Here is a 23,824-nt window from a genome sequence, read left to right on the forward strand (position 1 = left end):
CTCAGGCGCACATACCGCCGTCGACCCGGAGGACCGTGCCCGTGACGTACGAGGCGCGGTCGCTGAGAAGCCAGGCGGCGGCCTGGGCGATCTCGTCCGGATCGGCCGCCCGGCCCAGCGGGGTCCGGGAGTTGAGCTGGTCGATGATGCCGGGGGATTCCTCGTCCCACTCGTGGAGCATCTCGGTCAGCGTGGTGCCGGGCGCGATGGCGTTGACGCGGATGCCCTCCGGGCCGTAGGTGGTGGCGGCCGACGCGGTGAGGCTGTTGACCGCCCGCTTCGCCGCGCCGTATGCGGGCAGCTCCGGGTTGCCCATCAGGCTGCCGACGCTGGAGGTGTTGACGATGGCGCCGCGCTTCGCGGTGGCGCGGATGGCGGCGATCTCGGCGGTCATGGCCAGCCAGGGGCCCTTGAAGTTGACGGCGCAGACGCGGTCGAAGTCGGCCTCCGACAACTGGTCCATCGGGCCGGGCGGCTGGGCCGTCGCGCCGTTGTTGAAGGCGATGTCGAGCCGGCCGTACAGCTCCACGGACCGGTCGACGGCGGCCCGGACGCTCACCGGATCGGCCAGGTCGCACAGGACGTGGTCGGCGGTGCCGCCGCCCGCCCGGATCTCCTCGGTCACAGCCTTGAGCTGGGCCTCCGTACGGGCCGCGAGGAGCACCCGGGCGCCCTCCCGGGCGAACAGCCGCGCCGACGCGGCGCCGATGCCGCGACCGGCCCCCGTGATGAAGGCGACCTTGCCGGCGAGCAGTCCCGAGGTCTCGGTGGTGGATGTGAGCGTGGATGTGAACGGTGTGTTGTTCATGCCGACGAGCCTGGGTCCGGCCGCCCCGCGCATCCAGGCACCGTCAGTACCCGGCTGAGCGCCCGGCGCCCGCGCACTCGCAGGGCACACTGGGGAGGTGGACCGACGAGAACTGGCCGGCTTCCTGCGCAGCAGGCGCGAGCGCATCAACCCAGCCGACGTGGGGCTGCCCGCCGGGCCGCGCCGCCGTACCCCGGGACTCCGTCGCGAGGAGGTGGCGCAGCTGGCGTTCGTCTCGGCCGAGTACTACACGCGACTGGAGCAGGCCCGCGCCCCGCACCCGTCCCGCGACGTGCTGGCCCAACTCGCCCGCGCCCTGCGCCTGTCGGACGCCGAGCGCGACCACCTCCACCACCTCGCCGGCAGCCCGCCCGGCCCCGCGTCCGGGCCCTCGCGGGAGGTACGGCAGAGCATCGCGGACCTGCTGCGCCGGCTGCCGGGGGCCGCGGCGATCGTGCTGTCGGCGACGTACGAGGTCATCGCCTGGAACGACCTGGCCGCCGCCCTGATGGAGGACTTCTCCGTCCTGCCGCGCCGCGACCGGAACCTCATCCGCCGCGCCTTCCTCGGACCGTACGGGCACGGGAACGGGCACGGGAACGGGCACGGGAACGGGAACGGGAACGGGCACGGGAACGGGAACGGGAACGGTCGCGCCGGCGGCGGCGGGCGGCTGTACAGCGACTCGGACGCGGCCGAGTTCGCCCGGACCGCGGCCCAGCACCTGCGCGCCGCCGCGGCCCGCTACCCCGACGACCCCGAAGTGACCGCACTGGTCGAGGAACTCCTGGCCGGCAGCGACGAGTTCGCCCGGCTCTGGGCCGGCCACGACGTGACCGGCGGCCCCACCCTCTGCAAGACCTTCGAGCACCCCCTCGTGGGCCCGATCACCGTCGACTGCGACGTCCTGGACATCGCCGACCGGGACCAGCGGGTCCTGATCTACACCGCCGCCCCCGGCTCACCGTCCGAAGAGGCGCTGCGGCTGCTGTCGGTCATCGGCACGCAGCGCATGGACGTGCCCGGTTAGCGCCGAGCGCCTGATTCCTGGTCACTGATCCTCGCACGGGACCCCTAGGGGGCAGTCGAACAGATCCCCTAGGGGTAGCGAGGGCCCCCTGCGGGGCCACAACCGGCGGAGGGTGGGTAGGTATTCCCATGGCCCACCCCTCGTTGTGGCCCACCCCTCGTTGCCGTCGTAGTGTCCCCTCACACCGTCGTAGGTCCCCTCACGCCGTCGTAAGGTCCCCTCACGTCTCCGGTCATGTCTCCGAGCGGTACATCAGATCCGTCTCGTGCGTCATGAATCCCAGTCGCTCGTAGACGCTCACCGCCGCCTTGTTGTCCGCGTCCACGTACAGCATCGCCGTCGGCAGGCCCCGTCCCGCCAGATGACGCAGTCCGATCGAGGTCAGCGCCTTGCCCAGGCCGCCGCCCTGGGCTCCGGGGCGCACGCCGAGCACATAGACCTCGCCCAGGCCTTCCTTCGCGTGCACCTTGGTCCAGTGGAAGCCGACCAGCCGGCCCTCCTTCTCCGCGAGGAAGAAGCCCTTCGGGTCGAACCACGGCTCGGCCTTGCGGTCGTCCAGGTCACGCTGGGTGAGCGAGCCCTGTTCCGGGTGGTGGGCGAAGGCCTCCGCGTTCACCTCCAGCCAGGCCGCGTCATCGGCCCCCGGCTGGAAGGTCCGTACCGACACCCCCTCCGGCAGCACCGGCTCGGCCAGCTCCAGGTCCGACAGCGAGCGCCGCATCTGCCGCAGTTCCCGGAACATCGTCAGCCCCAGCGTCTGGGCGAGGTGCCGGGCCGCCGGATGCCCGCCGTGGGCCCAGACCCGCAGCCGGCGCCCGGACTGGTCCAGCAGCTCGGCGCCGAGCGCCCGGCCGTGCCCGCGGCCGCGGAATCCGGGGTGCACCACCAGCTCGGCGGCCGGGGCCTCCACCGGGTCGGTGTCCTCCAGCTGCCCGTACCCGACGAGGTCCTCGCCCTCGTCCCCGGGCGAGTACACCAGCACATGCCGTACGCCCTCCCGCTTACCGCCATCACCCCGCAGCTGGAGCCGCCCCTGTTCGGACACGGCCGGCTGCCCGTCCGTCCGGGCGGCCCGTTCGATCAGCTCCAGGACAGCCGCGACCTCCTCCGGCGCGAGCTCGTCGGCCACCTCGATCCTGCGGCCGGTCCGGCCCATCTCCTGTGCAGCGTCAGTCATGCCGAAAGCCTACGTCCGTACCGAGGTTCCTGACGGGTACCACCCGGCGGCCCGAAGGACACCACCCGCGCCGCCCGCGTCCCCCGGGACAGGCACCCTCCAGGACGAGCACCCTCCAGGACGAGCACCCCCGGGACGGGCACCCTCCAGGACAGGCACCCCCCGGGACAGGCACCCTCCGCGCCGCCGCCCGACGGCAACCAGCTCGTAACCCGGCAACCCCTGTTGCGCTACGCGCGTTGACCATAAGCTTCCGTCCGCTCATGACCGTTCAGGAGGGGAAGCACACATGGCAGCGACACCGCAACGGCGCCGCACCGCAAGCAGATTGACGCTGGGGGCCACCGCACTGGCGGTCGCCGCTCTCACCGCCGCCGCCCTGCCGGCCGGCGCGGACACCGGCCATGGGAGCCACAGGGGCCACGGGGGCGACGGCGGCAGCGACAGCCGTACCGGCCGCACCGTCGACGTGCAGCTTCTCTCCTTCAACGACTTCCACGGGAACCTCGAACCGCCGCAGGGCTCCTCCGGCACCGTCGAGGAGCTCCAGCCGGACGGTACGAAGAAGACCGTCCCGGCCGGCGGCATCGAGTACCTGGCCCAGTCCCTGCGGACGGCCCGCAAGGGGCACCCGTACTCCGTCACCGCGGCGGCCGGCGACCTGGTCGGCGGCTCGCCCCTGCTGTCCGGGCTCTTCCACGACGAGCCCACCATCGAGGCCCTGAACAAGCTGAAGCTGGACGTCACCAGCGTCGGCAACCACGAGTTCGACGAGGGCCGCGCCGAGCTCCAGCGGATGCAGGACGGCGGCTGTCACCCCAAGGACGGCTGTTATGAGAAGGGGAAGAAGTTCCCGGGCGCGGACTTCCCCTACCTCGCCGCGAACGTGACGGACGAGAAGACGGACAAGCCGATCCTCAAGCCGTACACGGTATGGAAGAAGAACGGTGTCAAGATCGGCTTCATCGGTCTGACCCTGGAGGGAACCCCGGACGTCGTCACGGCCGACGGCGTCAAGGGCCTGAAGTTCCACGACGAGATCGAGACGATCAACAAGTACGCGGAGGAGCTGGACAAGCAGGGGGTGAAGTCGATCGTCACCCTGATCCATGAGGGGGGCGAGCCGGCCTCGAAGGCGTACAACTACCACTGCGACAGCCCCGGCCCCGGCGACGGCATCTCGGGCCCGATCACCGCGATCGCCAAGGGCGTCACCCCCAAGGTCGACGCGTTCGTGACCGGCCACACGCACGAGGCGTACGTCTGCACGATCCCGGACCCGGCGGGCAGGCCGCGCATGGTCACCTCGGCGTCGTCGTTCGGCAAGGTCTACACCGACACCACGCTGACGTACGACCGCAGGACCAAGGACATCGTGCGCACCAGCGTGAAGTCCGCGAACCACGCGGTACGGCGTGATGTACCCAAGGCCGCGGACATGACCTCCCTGATCGGCCGCTGGACGAAGCTGGCCGCCCCGGTCGCCAACCGCCCCGTGGGGCATATCTCCGCCGACATCCCCGGCCGCGGCGCCAACGCCCCCGAGTCCCCGCTCGGCGATGTCATCGCCGATGCCCAGCTGGAGGCCACCAAGGCGGCCGACAAGGGCGGCGCCCAGCTCGCCCTGATGAACCCCGGCGGCATCCGCTCCGACCTCGTGTACAAGGCCTCCGGCTCGGAAGGCGACGGTGTCGTCACCTACGGCGAGGCATTCACCGTCCAGCCCTTCACCAACCTGCTGAACGTCGTCGACGTCACCGGCGCCCAGCTGCTGACCGCCCTCCAGCAGCAGGTCAGCGGCGCCAACGAGGCCTCCCCCAGGATCCTCCAGGTCTCCAAGGGCCTCACCTACACCCTGGATATGACGAAGACGGGCGCCGACCGCGTCGTCAAGGACTCCGTCAAGCTCGACGGTGCCGCCCTGGACCCGGCCAAGACCTACCGCGTCGTCATGAACCAGTTCCTGGCCGGGGGCGGCGACGGCTTCCCCGTCTTCAAGGACGCCAAGAACAAGCGCGTCGGTCCCGCCGACCTGGACGCCCTCCTCGGCTACCTGAAGGCCCACGCCTCGGCGGACAGCCCGCTCGCCCCGCCGAAGGCGGACCGCATCACCATCACCAAGTAACCGCATCACCATCGGCAAGTAACCACATCACCCTCACCAAGCAGGCGTGGAAGGGGCGGTGAGGCGAGCTGTGGCGCGGGCCACCCTGGCGGAAATTTTTCGTCAGGGTGGCCCGAACAATTGACATGTAGCCGACATATCGCCAGTGAGACTTGCGTTCGAGGGATCCCCCCATGGTGAGATGAGCGGATGGGTACTCCCACACGGCTCTCTTCGTCCTCGTCGCGCGTGCCCGCCGATCCGCCCCTCGCCTCGCCCCCGTCCCCTTCCCCGGCAGCAGGGCCCCGGCACGGTTCCTCCGCTGACGCCATGTACGGCGACACCAGCGCCGACAACGGCACCGGCGCCATGAACGGCGACACCAGAAAGCTCACCCCGGTCAATCCGTACGACGATCTGGCGGCTCTCGCCGACCCCGAACCTGACCCCGGGCCGGGATCAGGGCCCGGATCGGGGCCGGGGTACGGCGATTTCGGCGTCCCGGGCGCCACTCGGCGTCGCGCCTACCTCAACGAGCGCGACGGCAGCGACGACCCGCTGGGCCTCGGGCTGCGCTCGGACGACGAGGACGAGGAGAAGGCCTGGGAGCGGCCCAACCACCGGCGGAGGAAGCGCGGTGTCAGCCGGTTCGCCGCCGTTCCTGTCGCCCTCAAGCTGCTGGTGGCGGTGGTGGTCTGCAGTGCGTTCCTGGCACTGGGAGACCGGTTCGCGGTGCTCTACGCACAGCACAAGACGGCGGAGAAGCTGAAGGAAGCGCTGCATCTGAACGCCACTCCGGAAGTCGACATCGCGGGATTTCCGTTCCTCACCCAGGTGGCGGGCAAGCGGATCGACCAGGTACGGGTGACCATCCCCGACCTGGCCGCCGACCGGGTGTCGCTGGCGAAGATCGAGGCCACGGCGAACGACATCCGTATCGACGGCGATCTGCCCGCCTCCATCAAAGGCGCCACGATCGGCAGCATGCACGGCAGCGTGCTGCTCGCCTTCGAGGACATGAACCGCGAACTGGGTGCCTCACAGGTGAAATTCAGCGAGGTGGGACCCAATACGGTCCGGGCGGAGGGGCAACTCCCCATCGCCGGACACGAATTGCGGGTGCATGCCGAGGCCCGGATCCAGCGGGCCGGTGACCGCGGTATCTCCACCGACATCAGCCGGATGCGCCTGGACATCGGCGATGTCGCCGTCTACCGCCCCGGAACCGGCCCGGACGAGGGGCTGCGGCTGACCCAGAAGGCCGCCGCCGAGCTGAGCCGGCAGGCCGCCCGGGTCAAGGACATGCTGAGCATCCCGGCGATCGCGGAGCGGATCGGTATTCCGAAGGAGTACATCGACGACGCGCTGCGCAGTGAGGACAAGCTGCACCAGCTGACCGGCTCGCCGCGCCTTGTCCGCGAGCTGATGAAGGTCAACCTCGTCGACGTGGTCATGGACCACCCGTGGCTGCTCCAGAAGGTCGGTGTCGACCCGAAGATCCTCGGTGAGCTGATCGGGCTGACCAAACCGCAGATCGCCGACCAGCTGTCGCTCTCCTTCCAGCTGCCCAAGTCGCCCGGCGATGTCCGGCTGCGCCATATCTCGGTCGTGCCGGACGGCATCCGGGCCGAGATCTCGGGATCGAACCTGCCGGTCGGGGATACCGCGAAGAAGTAGAAGAAGTAGCGGCAGGAGCGCCCTGGTACCGCAACGGCGCTAGCCGTTCGGCATCGCCGGCGGGGGCGTCGGCGCGCCCGGCAGGGTCAGGATCGCCTCCGTGCCGCCGGAGTCCGCGGAGCGCAGCCGCACCGTGCCGCCCGCCTGCTCGGCCGTGCGGGCCACGATCGACAGGCCCAGGCCGCTGCCGGGCAGGCTGCGCGCGGACGGTGAGCGCCAGAACCGCTCGAAGACATGCGGCAGTTCGTCCTGCGGGATGCCCGGTCCGTGGTCGCGGACGGTGAGCTCGCCGCCGGACAGCCGGACCTCGATGGTGCCGCCGGGCGGGCTGAACTTCACCGCGTTGTCGAGCAGGTTGACCACCGCCCGCTCCAGCGCGGCCGGTTCGGCCCGTACGTACCAGGGGTCGGTGGACGCGGTCAGGGTCAGCGACGGGCCGCGCAGCCGGGCCCGCTCCAGCGCCGTGCCGACGATGTCGTGCAGCGCGACGACGTCCACGGCGGACTGCCCGGGGGCCGACGGCCGGGACAGCTCCTGCAGATCGCCGATCAGCGCGGCCAGCTCGCCCATCTGCGCCTTCACCGACGTCAGCAGCGCCTCCTTGTCCGCGGTGGGGATCGCCCGGCCGGACCGTTCGCTCCGTACGAGCAGGTCGATGTTGGTACGGAGGGAGGTGAGCGGGGTGCGCAGCTCGTGTCCGGCGTCCGCGATCAGCTGTTGCTGGAGGTCCCGGGAGGCGGCCAGGGCCGCGGTCATGGCGTTGAAGGAGCGGGAGAGGCGGGCGATCTCGTCGTCGCCCTCCGCCGGGATGCGGATGGTCAGGTCCTCGGTGCGGGCGACGTGCTCGACGGCGTCGGTCAGCCGGTCGACGGGTCTCAGACCCGCGCGGGCCACCCAGAGCCCGGCGGTGGCCGCGCCCAGCACCCCGACCCCGGCGACGATCAGCAGCACCACCGCGAGCTGGTTGAGCGGGTCGGTGACCTGCTTCATGGGCACCGCGACGGAGATCGCCAGCCGGTTGCCGTTGGCGTCGGTCAGCGCACCGCCGTACGGCTCGGTCCACACCCGCATCTCGGCCCCGTCCCGGGCCCTGGTGGTGTGTACCGCGGCGTTCGTCCGGCCCGCGGCCACCGCGGTGTCCGCCCGCTGGGCGGGGATCGGCGACTTGTACGGTGCGGTGCAGACGTAGCCGCCCGCCGACACCAGCTGGATGGTGTACGGCGTGGGCTGGAAGTTCACCGCGTCCAGGGCGTTGTTGCAGTAGGCGCTGAGCGCCTGGACGGAGCTGGGCTGCACCTCGACGTTGCGGAGCTGTTCGTCGAGCTGCCCGGTCAGCCGGTCCCGGGTGATCAGCCAGCAGGCGGCGGCCGAGAGGGCCACCGCGAAGGCCACCGCCACCGTGGTGAGCAGCGCCAGCCGCGAGCGCAGCGGCAGTCGCCGGAGGCGCTCCAGGGGGCCCCACGGGCGCCCGCCGTTCCGTGCCGTCGTCCCGGCGCGGTCGCTCATTCCGGCCCGCCGTCCGCCCGCAGGACGTAGCCGACCCCGCGCACGGTGTGCACCAGCCGCGGCTCGCCGCCCGCTTCCGTCTTGCGGCGCAGGTACATCACGTACACGTCGAGGGAGTTGGAGGTGGGCTCGAAGTCGAAGCCCCAGACGGCCTTCAGGATCTGCTCCCGGGTGAGGACCTGGCGCGGATGCGCGAGGAACATCTCCAGCAGCGTGAATTCGGTGCGGGTCAGCTCGACCCGCCGGCCGCCCCGGGTCACCTCGCGGGTCGTCAGGTCCATCCGCAGATCGGCGAAGGACAGCGTCTCGCCGTCCTCCGGCTGCGCCTCGGCCGCCGCCGCGTACGAGCTGCGGCGCAGCAGCGCGCGGATCCGGGCGAGCAGCTCGTCCAGCTCGAAGGGCTTGACGAGGTAGTCGTCGGCGCCGGCGTCCAGGCCCGTGACACGGTCACCGACGGTGTCACGGGCGGTCAGCATCAGGATCGGTACGGTCACCCCGTTCGATCGCAGTCGGCGGGCGGCGGTCAGCCCGTCCATCCGGGGCATCAGGACGTCCAGCACGATCAGCTCGGGGTCGTAGGACGCGACCTTCTCGACCGCGTCCAGGCCGTCGACCGCCTGCTCGGTGCGGTACCCCTCGAAGGCGAGCGAGCGCTGGAGCGCCTCGCGGACGGCGGGCTCGTCGTCGACGATCAGGATGCGGGCGGGCTGATCACCGTGCTCGGCGGGGCTCATCTGCGTGGTTACCTCGGAGGGGATGGATACGGAAGAACGGCTGGTTCCTCCTCACAGCCTTGCACGGGAGCGCGGCGGGCAGGGCATGGGTGGCGGGCAGGGCGGGTAGGGCGCAGGGAGGGCGTCAGCCCCGGCCGGTGGCGCGGGGAGGGCGTCAGACTCCGCTGGAGCCGCTGCCGCCGTCGCCGCCGCCACGCAGCGAGTCGAGGTCGGCCTTGACGGTGTTGACCGGTATGGCGAAGCCGAGGCCGACGCTGCCCGCGGTGCTGCTCGACGCCGAAGTCGGCGAGTAGATCGCGGAGTTGATGCCGATGATCTCGCCCTGCATGTTGATCAGGGCGCCACCCGAGTTGCCCGGGTTGAGCGAGGCGTCGGTCTGGATGGCCTTGTACGAGGTCTTCGACGAGCCGGTGTCCCCGTTGTACTCGTTCCCGCCGAACTCGAACGGCCAGCCGCCCCCGTCGCCCGGGTTCCACTGCCGCCGCTGCTGCTGCCCGTCCTCCTTGGGGACGGTGACCTCCCGGTTCAGGGCGGAGACGATTCCGCTGGTCACCGAGCCGGTGAGCCCCTCGGGCGAGCCGATCGCGACGACCTGGTCGCCGACCGTGAGCTTGTCGGAGTCACCGAGCCGGGCCGCGGTCAGGTTCTTGGCGCCCTGGACCTTGATCAGCGCCAGGTCCTTGCCGGGGTCCGTGCCGACGACCTTGGCCGTCTTGCGGCTGCCGTCGCTGAAGCTGACGGTCACCGTGCTCGCGCCCGCGACCACGTGGTTGTTGGTGATGATCTCGCCGTCGCTGGTGATGACGACTCCGGAGCCGGTGGACTGGCCGTCACCGGTCCGCGCCTTGATCTCCACGATCGCCGGGCTGACCGCCTTGGCCACCCCCGCGACCCCGCCGCCGCTCTTCTGGCCCGCGTTGACCAGCGGGGTGGAGGCGCTGTTCTGCGTGGCGTGCTGGGTCGCCCCGGCGATCAGTGCCGCACTGCCGCCGCCGATGAGACCGGAGGCGAGGGCCACCGCCGCGATCAGCGCGACCGGGCGCCGGGCCCGCCGCCGGGCCGTGCCGCCGCCGTCCGCGTCGCCCTCGCCGGCCACGCCGGGCGTCCCGGCCATCCCGGGCGTCCCGTGAGCCCAGGTCGCCGTCCCGTTCGCGCCGTCCGTCCCCGGTGCGTACGGCGGCGGAGGCGGAAACCCCTGGGCCTGGTGGGCCTGGCCCTGGGGCTGGCCCAGGGGCTGGCCCTGGCGGTCCTGTTCGGTGGGTGCGGTGTGCTCGGTGCCGTATGCGTACGGCCGGTTCTGTGGCATGTCATCGCCGCCGCGGCGGTAGCTCTCGGTCATGTGACCACTCTGCGCCCGGTGCATGAGAGCTGCCTGAGAACGCCCTGAGGAACCCGACAGAAGTGGGTATGCCCGGTATAAACACTGCTCCAGCCGCAGTAGAGCGGCGGCCGCCCGCGGACCGGAGGTCAGGCTGCTCCGCGCCGTCAGCCGCTGCCGGATGCCCTCAGACGCCCTCAGATGCCGTCAGCCGCCGCAGCCGCACGACCGCCGTACGACCAGCCGGGACGGGAACTGCCGCAGCCGCTCGCGCCGGGACCCGACCACCCGCAGCCCGTCGTCCAGCACCAGGTCCACCGCGGCCCGCGCCATCGCCTCACGGTCCGAGGCGACCGTCGTCAGCGGCGGATCGGTCAGCGCGGCTTCCTTCACGTCGTCGAACCCGGCCACCGCCAGCTCGCCCGGCACATCGATCCGCAGCTCACGGGCGGCCCGCAGGACACCGATCGCCTGGTCGTCGGTGGCGCACATGATGGCCGGCGGCCGCTCCGGCCCGGACAGCAGCTTCAGCGCGGCCTCGTAGGCGTCATAGCGGTTGTACGCGGCCTCGTAGTAGCGGCCCTCCGTCGGCTTCCCCGACTCCAGCATGGCCCGCCGCCAGCCCTCGACATGGTCGGTGACCGGGTCGCCGGACTTCGGGGTCTCCTCCGTACCGCCGAGGAACGCGACGTACGGATGGCCGTGCTCCAGCAGATGCCGGGTCGCCAGCTGCGCACCCCAGACGTCGTCCGTCATCACCGCGACATCGTCGATCGCGTCCGGCCGGCGGTGCAGCAGCACCACGCGCGCGTCCCACGCGTCGATCTCGGCGGCGGCGTGCTCACTGGGCCCCTGGCTGATCAGGATCAGCCCGGCCACCCGCATCCCGAGGAACGCCCGGAGATAGTGCGCCTCGAGCTCGTCCTCGTAGTTGGCGTTGCCGACCAGGACCATCTTTCCGCGCTCGGCGGCGGCCTGCTCCACGGCGTGCGCCATCTCCGCGAAGAACGGCTGCCGGGTGTCCGGCACGATCAGACCTATGAGGTCGGTACGGCGGGACGCCATGGCCTGCGCGACCCGGTCCGGCCGGTAGCCCAGCTCCTTGATCGCGGCGAGTACCCGCTCGCGCGTGGCCGGGGCGACCGGCCGGGGTCCGTTGTTGATGACGTAACTGACGACCGCGGTCGACGTCCCCGCCAGTCTTGCCACATCATCCCGCGTCACCTTGGCCACGCGCGGCAGTCTACGCGGGTGGTCCTACCGGGAGGCAGGCCGTACGGCAGCGGATTCCGTGGCCCCGGCCACGGGGTTTCCGGAGCCGATCGCCGTCCCGGAGTCGGCCGCCTGCCCGGAGCCGGTGCCGCTCTCCGCACCGCGTCCCCGCTCCGGCCTCCCGCCCTCAGGGGACGTCGGCTTCGCCTCCGCGGCCGCCTTCTCGGCCTTGGCCTTGGCCTCGGCGGCGCGCTCCACCTTCTCCGGCGTCACAAAGCGGTAGCCGACGTTACGGACCGTACCGATCAGCGACTCGTGCTCGGGCCCGAGCTTGGCGCGCAGCCGCCGTACGTGGACGTCGACGGTCCGCGTACCGCCGAAGTAGTCGTAGCCCCACACCTCCTGGAGGAGCTGGGCGCGGGTGAAGACCCGGCCCGGGTGCTGCGCCAGGTACTTCAGCAGCTCGAACTCCTTGAAGGTCAGGTCCAGGACCCGCCCCTTGAGCTTGGCGCTGTAGGTCGCCTCGTCCACGGAGAGATCCCCGTTCCGGATCTCCATCGGACCGTCATCGGCGGAGATCTGCTGGCGGCCCATGGCCAGCCGCAGCCGCGCCTCGACCTCGGCGGGGCCGGCGGTGTCCAGCATGACGTCGTCGACGCCCCAGTCGGCGGTGACCGCCGCCAGCCCGCCCTCGGTGACGACCAGGATCAGCGGACAACCGGGCCCGGTGGACCGCAGCAGCTGGCACAGGGACCGCACATGCGGAAGATCACGGCGGCCGTCGATCAGTATGACGTCGGCACCCGGGGTGTCGATCAGAGCCGGCCCCTCGGCGGGGGCCACCCGCACGCTGTGCAGCAGCAGGCCGAGCGCCGGGAGCACCTCCGTCGACGGCTGAAGGGCATTGGTCAGGAGCAGGAGCGAACTCACCTCCGACCACCTGCCGTGTGCTGCGCACGCTTGTGCCGACTGTTTTGCCGACTGTGCCGCGCGTGGTCGTCCTGCCTGCTTCGCTCGCCCATGACGTCTGGTTCCTCCTCGGTCCCTGTGACGGGGGCACATAGCCTTCCGCCACGCCCCGTGGTGGCTGAAAGCACGAAAGGACCCGGGGGCAACGCTGCCCGGATCCTTCTTAGCGAGACAGGATACCGCATCCGCTGCGCTTGGCTTGCTTCCCACGTTTTTGGCTTTCCCGCCGTGCCTTCCGTTTCGCCGTTGCGCCTGCGGCGGGCGTGGGTGGGTCGGGCGCGGGTCCGCTCCTCCGGACTTCGTCCTGCGGAGCGGCCCCTCCCGGAAGTGGGAAGAAAACGGTGAGTGGGGGTGTACGCGAGTGGTCCACTGCGGGCACGCAAGGGATCACGTACACCCCCACCGGTCTCTTTCCACCCACCCACGGGAGGGGGCGCACCGCAGGACGGCAGTCCGGAGGGGCGCACCCGTGACGTACAGCCCCGCGCAGCGGCAACAGCCCGCCGCCAGGCGCAACGGCGGGACAGCCAAAAACGTGGGAGGTCAGCCAAGCGCAGCGGAACGGCCCGCCGCAGGCGCAACGGAAGGTACGGCGCCGCAGACGACAACGTGGGAAGCCAGCCAAGCGCAGCGGAACGTCACTCCGGCTCCGCCACCGCCTCCGCGAACTGCGCGGCGTACAGCCGGGCGTACGCGCCGTCGGCCGCCAACAGCTCGTCGTGGGAGCCCTGTTCCACGATCGCGCCGCTCTCCATGACGAGGATGGTGTCCGCGTCGCGGATCGTGGAGAGGCGGTGGGCGATGACGAAACTGGTGCGGCCGGTGCGGAGTTGGGCCATCGCGTGCTGGATGAGGACCTCCGTGCGGGTGTCGACCGAGCTGGTGGCCTCGTCCAGGACGAGGATGGCCGGTTCGGCGAGGAACGCGCGGGCGATGGTGATCAGCTGCTTCTCGCCGACGGAGACGTTGTTGCCCTCCTCGTCGATGACGGTGTCGTAGCCGTCGGGGAGGGTGCGGACGAAGCGGTCGACGTGGGTGGCCCGGGCGGCCGCGACGATCTGGTCCATGGAGGTGCCGGCGGGGGCACCGTAGGCGATGTTCTCGGCGATCGTGCCGCCGAAGAGCCAGGTGTCCTGGAGGACCATGCCGATGTGCGAGCGGAGTTCCTCGCGGGACATGGCGGCGATATCGGTACCGTCCAGGGTGATCCGGCCGCCGCGGACCTCGTAGAACCGCATCAGGAGGTTGACCAGGGTGGTCTTGCCGGCGCCGGTCGGGCCGACGATGGCGACGGTCTGGCCGGGGCGGACGGCGAGGGAGAGGTGCTCGATGAGGGGTTTGTCGTCGGTGTAGGAGAAGGAGACGTCCTCGAAGGAGACATGGCCGCGGACCGGGGTTCCGGGGCGGGCCGGCTGCTCGGGGTCGGGTGACTGCTCCTTGGCGTCGAGGAGTTCGAAGACCCGCTCGGCGGAGGCGACACCGGACTGGACGAGGTTGGCCATCGAGGCGACCTGGGTCAGCGGCTGGCTGAACTGGCGGCTGTACTGGATGAAGGCCTGGACGTCGCCGATGGAGAGGGCGCCCGAGGCGACGCGGAGGCCGCCGACCACCGCCACCAGGACGTAGTTGAGGTTGCCGATGAACATCATCGCGGGCTGGATGATGCCGGAGATGAACTGGGCCTTGAAGCCCGCCTGGTAGAGCGCCTCGTTCTGCTCGCGGAAGAGGGCGGCGGACTCCTTCTGACGGCCGAAGACCTTCACCAGGCTGTGGCCGCTGTACATCTCCTCGACGTGGGCGTTGAGCTTGCCGGTGGTCTTCCACTGCTGGACGAACTGCGGCTGGGCGCGCTTGCCGACCTTGGTGGCGACGATGATCGAGACCGGGACCGTGACCAGGGCGACCAGGGCCAGCAGCCAGGAGATCCAGAACATCATGCCGAGCACGCCGAGGATGGTCAGCAGCGAGGTGATGATCTGGCTGAGGGTCTGCTGGAGGGCCTGTCCGACGTTGTCGATGTCGTTGGTGGCGCGGGAGAGGACCTCGCCGCGCTGCTGGGTGTCGAAGTAGCTGAGGGGGAGCCGGGCCAGCTTCTCCTCGACCTCTTCGCGGAGGCGGAAGACCGTGCGCTGGACGACCGTGGTGGCGATCCGGGCCTGGACGAAGCCGAAGACGGCGGCGCCGACGTAGATGGCGGTGACCCAGAGGAGGACCACGCCGACCGCGCCGAAGTCGATGCCGTGCCCGGGCACGACCGGCATCGTGCCGAGCATGTCGGCCAGACCGCCCTGGCCCTGGGCGCGCAGCCGGGCCGCGGCCTCGGCCTTGGTCAGTCCGTCGGGCAGCTGGCGGCCGACGATGCCGGACATGATCAGGTCGGTGGCATGGCCGAGGACCCTGGGGCCGATGACGGTCAGGGCCACGCTGAGGACGCCGAGGAGCAGGGCGACGGAGATGATGCCGCGCTCGGGGCGCATATGGGCGAGCAGGCGGATGCCGGAGCCCTTGAAGTCGAGGGATTTCTCGGTGGGTTGGCCGCCCATGAAACGGGCCGCGCCGGCCGCCGGGGCCGGGCCCCGCGCCGGGGCCTTGTCGGGGTTCTTGTCGGGGTTCTTGTCGGCGGCCTGTTCCGGGGCCGCCGTGCGGTGCCGCGTGGCGGGTGCCTGGTCCTTGGTGGCCGCCGCCTTGTCCGGGGGTGTCACGCCGCCTCCTGCTCAGTGAGCTGGGAGAGCACGATCTCCCGGTAGGTCTCGTTGCCGGCCATCAGCTCGGTGTGGGTGCCGGTGCCGACGACCCGGCCCTCGTCCAGGACGACGATCCGGTCGGCGCCGCGGATGGTGGAGACGCGCTGGGCGACGATCACGACCGTGGCCCGGTCCGTCTCGCGGGCGAGGGCGGCGCGCAGGGCGGCGTCGGTGGCGTAGTCCAGGGCGGAGAAGGAGTCGTCGAAGAGGTAGATCTCCGGGCGGCGGACCAGGGCCCGCGCGATGGCCAGGCGCTGGCGCTGGCCGCCGGAGACATTGGAGCCGCCCTGGGCGATGGGGGCGTCCAGGCCGCCGTCCATCCGCTCGACGAAGTCCCTTGCCTGCGCCGTCTCCAGGGCGTGCCACAGCTCGTCGTCGGTGGCGTCCGGGTTGCCGTAGCGGAGGTTGCTGGCGACCGTGCCGGAGAAGAGGTACGGCTTCTGCGGGACCAGGCCGATGGCCTTGGCCAGCGTCTCCTCGTCGAGGGTGCGGACGTCCTCGCCGTCCACCAGGACCGCGCCGCCGGTCGCGTCGAAGAGGCGCGGGACCAGCCCGAGGAGGGTGGACTTGCCGCTGCCGGTGGAGCCGATGACGGCGGTGGTCTCACCGGGGCGGGCGATCAGCGAGATGTCCTTGAGGACCGGCTGCTCGGCGCCCGGGAAGCGGAACTCGACGTGACGGAGCTCCAGTTCGCCGTGGCGGCGGAGCTCGGTGACGGGGTGGGCGGCCGGGGTGACGCTGGAGTCCGTGGTCAGGACCTCCTGGATGCGTTCGGCGCAGACCTCGGCGCGCGGCAGCATCATCACCATGAACGTCGCCATCATGATCGACATCAGGATGTACATCAGGTAGCTGAGGAACGCCGTCAGCGCGCCGATCCGCATCTCGCCGCCGTCGATGCGCAGCCCGCCGAACCAGACCACGGCCACACTGGAGACGTTCACGACCAGCATGACCAGCGGGAACATCATCGACATCAGCCGGCCGGCGCGTACCGAGACGTCGTAGAGCTCGGTGCTGGCCACGGCGAACCGCTCCCGCTCGTGCCGGTCGCGGACGAAGGCACGGATCACGCGGATACCGGCGATCTGCTCGCGCAGGATGCGGTTGACGGTGTCGATGCGCTCCTGCACCCCGCGGAAGAGCGGACGCATCCGGCGCATGAACAGTGAGACGAGGATCCCGAGGACCGGGACGATGACCAGGAGCAGGCCCGACAGCGGCACGTCCTGGTTGAGCGCCATGATGACGCCGCCGATCATCATGATCGGTGCCGAGACCATCATCGTGAACGTCATCAGGACCAGCATCTGGACCTGTTGGACGTCATTGGTGGTGCGGGTGATCAGGGACGGCGCGCCGAAGGCGCCGACCTCCCGCGCGGAGAACGACTGCACCCGGTCGAAGACCGCGGCGCGGATGTCCCGGCCGAGCGCCATGGCCGTACGGGCACCGAAGTAGACGGCTCCGATGGCGCAGGCGATCTGCAGCAGGGTGACGGCGGTCATGAAACCGCCGATACGGAGGATGTAGCCCGTGTCGCCCTTGATGACACCGTTGTCGATGACGTCGGCGTTGAGGCTGGGCAGGTAGAGGGTTGCCAGGGTCTGGATCAGCTGGAGGAGGACGATCAGGGATATCGAGCGCCTGTGGGGCCGCAAATGTGCCCGCGCTAGTCGGACCAACACACAAGGAGACTAATCGAACGCTTGCCTTCAGCAACCGAATTCCCAGAAGAATCAGCCCCATACCGCAGTGAAATCGGACCCGCGCCCTACGTCCAAAGGCTGAAGCGCGCCGCGCGCGGGGCGGAACCAGCGGTACCGGCGGTACCGCCCCCCTTGCTCGCCCGCGCCCGGACCGGCCGCCGCGTAAGCCATCATGGAGGCGGTAACGACGAACCACACGACGAAGACGAACCACACGACGAACACGACGAAGAGGGCGCCGTGACAAGAACTGGCACCGTGCGCTACTGGGCCGCGGCCAAGGCCGCCGCCGGCACGGCGGAGGAGCCCTACGCGGCGGCGACGCTCGCCGAGGCGCTCGACGCGGCACGCGCGGCGCACGCGGCGAACCCCGAGTTCGCGCGCGTCCTGCAGCGCTCCTCCTTCCTGGTGGACGGCGATCCGGTCGGCACCCGCGACCACGCGGCGGTGCCGCTGGCCGAGGGCGGCACGGTCGAGGTCCTGCCGCCGTTCGCGGGAGGGTGAGCAGAGGGTGAGCAGCAGACGATGAGCGATCAGCAGCCGCAGGGCCACCGCCCCTATCCGTCATCGGATCCGTACGCGTCACAGGATCCGTACGCGTCACAGGATCCTTATCCGCGCCCGTCAACGGATCCGTATCCGTCACAGGATCGGTACCCGTCGCAGGATCGGTACCCGTCGCAGGAGCCGTATTCCTCGCAGGAGCCGTACGCCCAACAGTCGGACCCGTACGCCCAACAGGCCTACCAGGCACCGCAGTCCGGGCAGTCCGGGCAGTCCGGGCAGCCGCCCTACGACGCGCGGCCCGCGTACGGCACCCCCGGCGCCCCGTACGGGCAGCAGGCGTACGGGGCTTATACGGACCCCTATGCGCAGCAGCCGTCGCCGGCGCCCGCGGCGCCACCGCCCGCGTCGCCGCCGCAGAACAACCCCCCGTACGCGCGCCCCCAGTACGGGTACGACGGGCACGGCCACGGAAACGGACACGGGCACGGGCACCAGGCGCAGCCGCAGTCACCGCCACCGCCCGCGGCGCCGCGGCCACCGCACTACGGCCAGACACCGGCCCCGCACCACCCGGCCCAGCCGCCCGGCGCACACCAGAGCGCGCCGGCGGCCCAGCACCAGAGTGCGCCGCGGGCCGAGGAGCCGTACGCCCGCCAGCACCCCCCGCAGGCCAGGCCCGCACCGGCTGCCGTCGCCGCCGCCACGGCCGCTACAGCCACTACGGCCGCCACGACCGACGCAGCGGCCGCCGCCCGCCGGGCGATCCCCAGCGCGCCGCTGGCGCCCAACCAGCGTGCCCGCCTCGAAGGCCGCTCGCCGATCATCCCGCCCGGCATCCAGCCGGCCGCGCTGACCGCCGGGCTCGCCGTCCTGCTCGCGCTGACCGCACCGCTGGCCCAGGCGGTACTCGCCCTGCCCGTCGTGTTGCTGCAGGCGGTCACGGCGGCCGGCTGGTTCCGGCTGAACGGCATGTGGCCGGCCCGCCAGGGCATCGCGCTGGCGTTCCTGGCCGGCCTGACCACCGATGCCGCGCTGCTGGCCACCGACCGGGCGAGCGCGCCCCTGGTGGGTATCGGCACGCTCGGGGTGTGGTGCCTGCTGGTCCTGATCCTGCAGCTGCGCAACCGCGGCAGCGCCGATGAGCGGATGTACGCGCTGACCGCGGGCATGACCTCGACCGCGCTGGCGGTGCTCGCCGCCGGGCTGCTCGCGGCCGGCGCGCACGCGGTGGTGGTCGGCGCCGCCGCGGTCGCGGTGGCCACCCTCGCCCGGGCGCTGCCGCTGCCCTCCCCCGTCTCGCTCGGCGTCTCACTGGTGGCCGCCGCGGGCGCGGGCATCGGGGCGGGGCAGCTGACCGGCCTGGGGGCGTCCGGGGCGCTGCTGGGCCTGGCGGCCGGCGGCTGCGCGCTGATCGGCCTGCGGGTGGCCAGCTACGACTACCCGTCGCGGTTCGTCCATATGACGGCCGGTGTCGCCCTGCCACTGGCCCTGGCCGCACCCGCGGTGTACGTCCTGGGGAGGGCGCTGGGCTAGGACTGGGCTAGGACTAAAGCTAGGACTGGGCTAGGACCTGTCACCTCACATCCCCCTATATCCCCCTTCTCCATGCATGGCCGGACTCATACGCAGTCGTACGCATATGAGTCCGGCCGTATGCGTACGAAACCGGCGGTCGTCGCAGGGCGCTCCTCGCGCCCCGGGACGGCCGCCGCTCCCGTTCCCCTTCCCCTGTCGTCTAGGGTCGGTCGGGTCGCAGGCACAGGAAGGGGACCTGCGCGGACGAATCGGCCGGTGATCCCGGCCCGGGTGTGGGGGTAGTGATTCGATGCGAGCACTGCGTGTGCTGCTGGTCCTCGTCGTCATATTCGGCGGCTTGTTCGTGGCCGCCGACCGGCTGGCGGTGAACCTGGCCGAGGACAAGGCCGCGGAGAAGCTCCGCGCCAGCCGGGGGCTGGACCGGACCCCGGAGGTCTCCATCAAGGGCTTCCCCTTCCTGACCCAGGTCGCCGGCCGCAGCCTCGACGAGGTGGAGGCCAAGCTCGGCAGCGTCGAGGCCCGGGCCGAGGGGCACACGCTGCGCATCGACCAGATGTCCGCGCAGTTCCAGGACGTCAAACTGACCAGCGACTACGGATCCATCGAGGGCGCCGCCTCGGCGACCGCCACGGCCCGGATCACCTACGCCGACCTGACCAAGGCGTCGGGCCGCAACGTCAAGGTCTCCTACGCCGGGGAGAAGGACGGCCGCAGCCAGGTCAAGATCACGCCGAACGTTCCGTTCCTCGACTCGCTGACGGTGACCGGTTCGATCACCGTCGAGAACGGGAACACCGTCCGGCTGCGCGCCGACGAGCTTCCGGTGGTGTGCCGGGCCCTCCCGGGATGCCAGGCCAAGGTGCGCGCCGAGACCGACCACGACTGGAAGCTGGACCAGCTGCCCGGCAACCTGAAGCTGGACAAGGTCACGACGCAGGCGGACGGCATCTCGATCTCCGCCTCCGGCAAGGACGTCAAGCTCACCGGCTGACCTGGCCACCGGCCACTTGGCCGGACCAGCTGACCGGGCGCGCGTGGCGGGCCGCCCCACCGGCCCGCCATCAGCCCGCCATCAGCCCGCGGCCGAACGGCCATCCAATCTCTGAGACGCCCTGGTCCGCAGACCAGACCCCCCACCGGCGTCCCCCTCCCGGCACCCCGCCCGGACCCGCCCGGACTCGCCTCACAAGGCCACGCGTACCGTCATGCGGACAATCATGTCTCGCCATATGACACGCCGGTGACATGCCCGGCTCCGCGTCCCTACGATCGGGGCCATGCAGAGCGCATTGAGCCGTCCCCACCCTCGGGGACTGGCGGTACTCACCAAGCGGCGGGCAGTCGACCTGTGCCGCGTCGCCGCCATGCTCTGTCGCCCTGTCTGAGACGCCCTGTCCGCGTCGCCCTGTCTGAGTCGCGCCGTCCGACGGGCTTCCGCACCCTCCCCCAAACCCTCTGAAGAGCCCTGAAGAGCAGCGAGCTCTTCGAGGAACAGGGAGGAACAGGGGTGCCTCGTCCCCAGCCGGCTCGTCGGCCCCTCGGGCCGGATCCATGTGTCCGCACCGCGCCACTTGGGCACCGTACGAAAGTGACGGCGCCCGGAACCCACCGGCGCACAGTCGGCATCGGCATACCCGCACACCACTCCGCACCTTCCCCCAAGCTCTCAACGAGCGGGGGGCGCCACTATCCATCCGCCACTGCCCCGGAGGAGAAGAACCATGAGCCGCAGCGACGTCCTCGTAGACGCCGACTGGGTCGAGGCCCACATCAACGACCCGAAGGTGGTCATCGTCGAGGTCGACGAGGACACCTCGGCCTACGACAAGAACCACATCAAGAACGCGGTCCGCATCGACTGGAAGAAGGACCTCCAGGACCCGGTGCGCCGCGACTTCATCGACCAGGCGGGGTTCGAGAAGCTTCTCTCGGAGAAGGGCATCGCCAACGACGACACCGTCATCCTCTACGGCGGCAACAACAACTGGTTCGCCTCCTACGCCTACTGGTACTTCAAGCTCTACGGCCACACCGGCGTGAAGCTGCTCGACGGCGGCCGCAAGAAGTGGGAGCTGGACTCGCGCGAGCTGGTCGACGGCTCCAAGGTCCCGCACCGCCCGGCCACCGAGTACAAGGCCAAGGCCCAGGACACCGCCATCCGCGCCTTCCGTGACGACGTCGTCGCCGCGATCGGCAACCTCAACCTCGTCGATGTGCGCTCCCCCGACGAGTTCAGCGGCAAGCTGCTCGCCCCCGCGCACCTCCCGCAGGAGCAGTCGCAGCGCCCCGGCCATGTGCCCAGCGCCCGCAACATCCCGTGGTCGAAGAACGCCAACGACGACGGCACCTTCAAGTCGGACGACGAACTGAGGGCGCTCTACGAGACGGAGTCCGTCGACCTCTCGAAGGACACCATCGCCTACTGCCGGATCGGTGAGCGCTCCGCGCTGACCTGGTTCGTCCTGCATGAGCTGCTCGGCCAGACCAACGTCAAGAACTACGACGGCTCCTGGACCGAGTACGGCTCGCTCGTCGGCGTGCCGATCGAGCTCGGCGCCAACAAGTAGGCCACCCCGACCTCCCTTTCCTCTGGTCCCTTCCCCCTAGGAGTACACATGTGTGGAGCAAAGGCCGGCGGCCCCGACGCTTCGACCGTCAAGTCCGGTGAGACCACGATCCAGGGCAGCGTGACCCGCGACGGCGAGCCCGTCGCCGGATACGTCCGACTCCTGGACAGCACCGGCGAGTTCACCGCCGAGGTCCCCACCTCCGCGACCGGACAGTTCCGCTTCTACGCGGCCGAGGGCACCTGGACGGTGCGCGCCCTCGTCCCGGGCGCCACCGCCGCGGACCGCACCATCGTCGCCCAGCAGGGCGGCCTGGCGGAGGTCGCCATCGCCGTCTGACGGCGGACCGGTCGCCGGTATCGGTACCAGTGACCGATACCGGTGACCGACGACCGGCGACCGGCGACCGATACCGGTGGCCGGTGGCCGACGGGCAGTACGTACCTTCCGTACGGCCGGAGGGCCGCACCCCAGAGGTTTGGACACCTTGTGCGGGGGTGCGGCCCTCCTGCTGCCGCTGTCCGCCCGGCACGCTTCTTTCCGGCACGCTTCTCTCCGGCCCGCCGCGGACTTACCGTGGAGTTGTGTACGCGCACCGCCGCTCGCCCGCAGAGCGCCGTCATCGCCGGTACTTCCTGCTGATGGGCGCGTGCCTGGTGCTGTTCGTGCTCGCCTGGGGCGTGGTACGGCTGTGGTCGGTGCCGGCCGCGGTGGCCATGTGCGTCGTCGCCATGGTCATCCCGCCGATCGCGGCGTTCGTCGGCAACCGGCGGGAACCCGGTGAGCGCTGGTGGGACGAGTCGGGCGACCCCGAGTCCGACCGCTGGTGGGGCGAGCTGGACGACCGGGGCGACACCAAGCACCCGCACTAGGCCCTGCCGGGCTTCCGGGAGTACCTCAGCACACGGGAATGCCTCAGTACACCAGCGCCTGGACGTCGTCCGGCATGATCTCGCTGACGAAGAGCTGGGCGCCGGCGATGCCCGCCCCCTCGATCAGGTCCTTCTCCTCGATGCCGCGCCGGGCCGCACACTGGGTACAGACCGTGATCGCCCCACCGCCCGAGCGGATCCCGTCGATCAGATCCGGCAGCGGCGCGGCGTGCGGGAGCTCGAACTCGGCCGCCCGCCCCGGCAGCGCGAACCACACCGATTCCCCGGTCAGCCACAGTGACACCTCGACGCCGCTGGCCGCCGCCACCGCCGCCACCGTGAACGCCTGTGAGCACCGCTCGGGCGCATCGGCACCCGCCGTCACCTTGATCACGAGCTTCTTCGCCATGAGGTAAGAGTAGGCGGCGGCCGGATGGGGCGGTGGACCTCACAGCGCCGTTGTCAGCGGTGCCGACTAGACTCGCTGGCGGTCCGATACATCCATACATCCTCACTCCGCCCAAGGAGCGCGCTCGTGCTTGAGGCATTCTTCACCTCCCTGCTGGTTCTGGTCGGTATCGGCGTGCTCGCGTTCGCCGGTCTGACCTGGAAGAAGCTGTACCAGGGCCAGCGCTGAACTCCTGAGCACCCCCTCCCCCCTCTATAGATCGTCTGAGTACTCATGATCGAGATTCCGTCCGACCTGAACCCGTCCCTGGTACCGCTCGCCTTCCTCCTCGGCGACTGGCAGGGCGCGGGTGTCTACGCCCGCGTCGGAGACACTGCCGAACAGGGCCCCGACGCCGAGAAGTGCAACTTCGGCCAGGAGGTCTCCTTCAGCCACGACGGCCGTGACTTCATCGAGTACGTCTCGCGCACCTGGGTGCTCGACGAGGACGGCAAGAAGGTCCGCCCGCTGGAGAGCGAGACCGGCTACTGGCGTATCGACAAGGACCGCAAGGTCGAGGTCGTGATGATCCGCGACCACGGCGTCGCGGAGGTCTGGTACGGCGAGCTGGCCGACCAGAAGCCGCAGATCGACCTGGCCACCGACGCCGTGGCGCGCACCGCCGCCTCCGGCCCGTACAGCGGTGGCAAGCGGCTCTACGGCTACGTCAAGGGCGACCTGATGTGGGTCGGCGAGAAGGCCACGCCGGACGTGCCGCTGCGCCCGTACATGTCGGCGCATCTGAAGAAGGTCGCCAACCTCCAGGAGTGGGCGGAGAGCCTGCCCGACGACATGCCGGACGGGGTCTCCTTCTTCAACCCGGACGGCACGCCGTACCAGGGCTGACCGCCCGGGGCGGCGCGGCATCTCGTCCCCTCGTCGTCCCTTCGCCGTGAGCAGCATCCT

Annotated in this window: 21 protein-coding genes; 11 read left to right on the forward strand and 10 right to left on the reverse strand. The window is 70.8% G+C overall.

Annotation, left to right across the window (positions count from 1 at the left end; genetic code table 11):
• Position 1 precedes the first annotated feature (1 nt).
• Complete coding sequence (locus ACFY12_RS30005) at positions 2-808, reverse strand: SDR family NAD(P)-dependent oxidoreductase (RefSeq protein ID WP_390719063.1); 807 nt, start codon at positions 806-808, stop codon at positions 2-4.
• A gap of 97 nt (positions 809-905) precedes the next feature.
• On the opposite strand from ACFY12_RS30005, the gene ACFY12_RS30010 reads away from it, so the two are divergent.
• Positions 906-1,838 carry a helix-turn-helix transcriptional regulator gene (locus ACFY12_RS30010; RefSeq protein WP_390719064.1) on the forward strand — a complete coding sequence of 311 codons (933 nt, stop codon included), beginning with the start codon at positions 906-908 and terminating at the stop codon, positions 1,836-1,838.
• Positions 1,839-2,070: 232 nt separating this feature from the next.
• On the opposite strand, the gene mshD is transcribed toward ACFY12_RS30010, so the two are convergent.
• A complete protein-coding gene (gene mshD, locus ACFY12_RS30015; RefSeq protein WP_390719065.1) occupies positions 2,071-3,015 on the reverse strand; it encodes a mycothiol synthase in 945 nt (314 codons plus the stop codon).
• A 289-nt stretch (positions 3,016-3,304) separates the two neighbouring features.
• Between mshD and ACFY12_RS30020 the strand changes: the two genes are divergently transcribed.
• Together ACFY12_RS30020 and ACFY12_RS30025 are read left to right on the forward strand one after the other, a co-directional pair.
• Positions 3,305-5,140, forward strand: coding sequence for a bifunctional metallophosphatase/5'-nucleotidase (locus tag ACFY12_RS30020; RefSeq protein WP_390719066.1), 1,836 nt, complete (start codon positions 3,305-3,307; stop codon positions 5,138-5,140).
• A 309-nt stretch (positions 5,141-5,449) separates the two neighbouring features.
• Complete coding sequence (locus ACFY12_RS30025; RefSeq protein WP_390719067.1) at positions 5,450-6,796, forward strand: DUF2993 domain-containing protein; 1,347 nt, start codon at positions 5,450-5,452, stop codon at positions 6,794-6,796.
• A gap of 39 nt (positions 6,797-6,835) precedes the next feature.
• Here ACFY12_RS30025 and ACFY12_RS30030 read toward each other — a convergent pair whose 3' ends face one another.
• The 7 genes from ACFY12_RS30030 to ACFY12_RS30060 all read right to left on the reverse strand — a co-directional run bounded on the left by ACFY12_RS30030 (position 6,836) and on the right by ACFY12_RS30060 (position 16,967).
• Entirely contained in the window at positions 6,836-8,302 is a 1,467-nt protein-coding gene (locus ACFY12_RS30030; protein WP_390719068.1) for a sensor histidine kinase, read from the reverse strand.
• A complete protein-coding gene (locus tag ACFY12_RS30035; protein WP_390719069.1) occupies positions 8,299-9,036 on the reverse strand; it encodes a response regulator transcription factor in 738 nt (245 codons plus the stop codon). Before ACFY12_RS30035 ends, ACFY12_RS30030 begins: the two co-directional genes overlap by 4 nt.
• A gap of 154 nt (positions 9,037-9,190) precedes the next feature.
• Entirely contained in the window at positions 9,191-10,375 is a 1,185-nt protein-coding gene (locus ACFY12_RS30040) for a S1C family serine protease (RefSeq protein ID WP_390719070.1), read from the reverse strand.
• A 186-nt stretch (positions 10,376-10,561) separates the two neighbouring features.
• Positions 10,562-11,587 (reverse strand): LacI family DNA-binding transcriptional regulator, encoded by a 1,026-nt coding sequence (locus ACFY12_RS30045; RefSeq protein WP_390719071.1) that lies wholly within the window; start codon positions 11,585-11,587, stop codon positions 10,562-10,564.
• 24 nt (positions 11,588-11,611) lie between these two features.
• Entirely contained in the window at positions 11,612-12,496 is an 885-nt protein-coding gene (locus ACFY12_RS30050) for a response regulator transcription factor (RefSeq protein WP_390719072.1), read from the reverse strand.
• 677 nt (positions 12,497-13,173) lie between these two features.
• Positions 13,174-15,078, reverse strand: a complete 1,905-nt coding sequence (locus ACFY12_RS30055) for an ABC transporter ATP-binding protein (RefSeq protein ID WP_390719129.1) — start codon at positions 15,076-15,078, stop codon at positions 13,174-13,176.
• A 155-nt stretch (positions 15,079-15,233) separates the two neighbouring features.
• Positions 15,234-16,967, reverse strand: coding sequence for an ABC transporter ATP-binding protein (locus ACFY12_RS30060; RefSeq protein WP_390719073.1), 1,734 nt, complete (start codon positions 16,965-16,967; stop codon positions 15,234-15,236).
• 279 nt (positions 16,968-17,246) lie between these two features.
• Between ACFY12_RS30060 and ACFY12_RS30065 the strand changes: the two genes are divergently transcribed.
• The 7 genes from ACFY12_RS30065 to ACFY12_RS30095 all read left to right on the forward strand — a co-directional run bounded on the left by ACFY12_RS30065 (position 17,247) and on the right by ACFY12_RS30095 (position 22,470).
• Entirely contained in the window at positions 17,247-17,492 is a 246-nt protein-coding gene (locus ACFY12_RS30065) for a MoaD/ThiS family protein (RefSeq protein WP_309302166.1), read from the forward strand.
• Positions 17,493-17,513: 21 nt separating this feature from the next.
• Entirely contained in the window at positions 17,514-19,028 is a 1,515-nt protein-coding gene (locus ACFY12_RS30070; protein WP_390719074.1) for a hypothetical protein, read from the forward strand.
• 292 nt (positions 19,029-19,320) lie between these two features.
• On the forward strand, positions 19,321-20,022 hold the full coding sequence (locus ACFY12_RS30075) for a DUF2993 domain-containing protein (protein ID WP_390719075.1): 702 nt from the start codon (positions 19,321-19,323) through the stop codon (positions 20,020-20,022).
• A gap of 286 nt (positions 20,023-20,308) precedes the next feature.
• Positions 20,309-20,416 (forward strand): putative leader peptide, encoded by a 108-nt coding sequence (locus tag ACFY12_RS30080; protein ID WP_361329501.1) that lies wholly within the window; start codon positions 20,309-20,311, stop codon positions 20,414-20,416.
• A gap of 336 nt (positions 20,417-20,752) precedes the next feature.
• On the forward strand, positions 20,753-21,598 hold the full coding sequence (locus tag ACFY12_RS30085; RefSeq protein WP_390719076.1) for a sulfurtransferase: 846 nt from the start codon (positions 20,753-20,755) through the stop codon (positions 21,596-21,598).
• Positions 21,599-21,646: 48 nt separating this feature from the next.
• Positions 21,647-21,937: a DUF1416 domain-containing protein gene (locus ACFY12_RS30090; protein WP_390719077.1), complete on the forward strand. Its 291-nt coding sequence runs from the start codon at positions 21,647-21,649 to the stop codon at positions 21,935-21,937.
• Positions 21,938-22,182: 245 nt separating this feature from the next.
• Entirely contained in the window at positions 22,183-22,470 is a 288-nt protein-coding gene (locus ACFY12_RS30095; RefSeq protein WP_390719078.1) for a DUF3099 domain-containing protein, read from the forward strand.
• Between the two features lie 43 nt (positions 22,471-22,513).
• On the opposite strand, the gene ACFY12_RS30100 is transcribed toward ACFY12_RS30095, so the two are convergent.
• Entirely contained in the window at positions 22,514-22,879 is a 366-nt protein-coding gene (locus ACFY12_RS30100) for a DsrE family protein (RefSeq protein WP_390719079.1), read from the reverse strand.
• A 273-nt stretch (positions 22,880-23,152) separates the two neighbouring features.
• On the opposite strand from ACFY12_RS30100, the gene ACFY12_RS30105 reads away from it, so the two are divergent.
• Positions 23,153-23,764 carry an FABP family protein gene (locus ACFY12_RS30105; protein ID WP_390719080.1) on the forward strand — a complete coding sequence of 204 codons (612 nt, stop codon included), beginning with the start codon at positions 23,153-23,155 and terminating at the stop codon, positions 23,762-23,764.
• The last annotated feature ends 60 nt before the right edge of the window (positions 23,765-23,824 follow it).

Source organism: Streptomyces sp. NPDC001339, from assembly GCF_042895955.1.
In the GTDB taxonomy this organism is placed as follows: Bacteria; Actinomycetota; Actinomycetes; order Streptomycetales; family Streptomycetaceae; genus Streptomyces.

Coding starts and splice junctions, on each gene's coding strand:
- ACFY12_RS30005 (WP_390719063.1), bottom strand. CDS start 808: ATGAACAACACACCGTTCACATCCACGCTCACATCCACCACCGAGACC.
- mshD (WP_390719065.1), bottom strand. CDS start 3,015: ATGACTGACGCTGCACAGGAGATGGGCCGGACCGGCCGCAGGATCGAG.
- ACFY12_RS30020 (WP_390719066.1), top strand. CDS start 3,305: ATGGCAGCGACACCGCAACGGCGCCGCACCGCAAGCAGATTGACGCTG.
- ACFY12_RS30025 (WP_390719067.1), top strand. CDS start 5,450: ATGTACGGCGACACCAGCGCCGACAACGGCACCGGCGCCATGAACGGC.
- ACFY12_RS30030 (WP_390719068.1), bottom strand. CDS start 8,302: ATGAGCGACCGCGCCGGGACGACGGCACGGAACGGCGGGCGCCCGTGG.
- ACFY12_RS30035 (WP_390719069.1), bottom strand. CDS start 9,036: ATGAGCCCCGCCGAGCACGGTGATCAGCCCGCCCGCATCCTGATCGTC.
- ACFY12_RS30040 (WP_390719070.1), bottom strand. CDS start 10,375: ATGACCGAGAGCTACCGCCGCGGCGGCGATGACATGCCACAGAACCGG.
- ACFY12_RS30055 (WP_390719129.1), bottom strand. CDS start 15,078: ATGGGCGGCCAACCCACCGAGAAATCCCTCGACTTCAAGGGCTCCGGC.
- ACFY12_RS30070 (WP_390719074.1), top strand. CDS start 17,514: ATGAGCGATCAGCAGCCGCAGGGCCACCGCCCCTATCCGTCATCGGAT.
- ACFY12_RS30075 (WP_390719075.1), top strand. CDS start 19,321: ATGCGAGCACTGCGTGTGCTGCTGGTCCTCGTCGTCATATTCGGCGGC.
- ACFY12_RS30080 (WP_361329501.1), top strand. CDS start 20,309: ATGCAGAGCGCATTGAGCCGTCCCCACCCTCGGGGACTGGCGGTACTC.
- ACFY12_RS30085 (WP_390719076.1), top strand. CDS start 20,753: ATGAGCCGCAGCGACGTCCTCGTAGACGCCGACTGGGTCGAGGCCCAC.
- ACFY12_RS30090 (WP_390719077.1), top strand. CDS start 21,647: ATGTGTGGAGCAAAGGCCGGCGGCCCCGACGCTTCGACCGTCAAGTCC.
- ACFY12_RS30100 (WP_390719079.1), bottom strand. CDS start 22,879: ATGGCGAAGAAGCTCGTGATCAAGGTGACGGCGGGTGCCGATGCGCCC.
- ACFY12_RS30105 (WP_390719080.1), top strand. CDS start 23,153: ATGATCGAGATTCCGTCCGACCTGAACCCGTCCCTGGTACCGCTCGCC.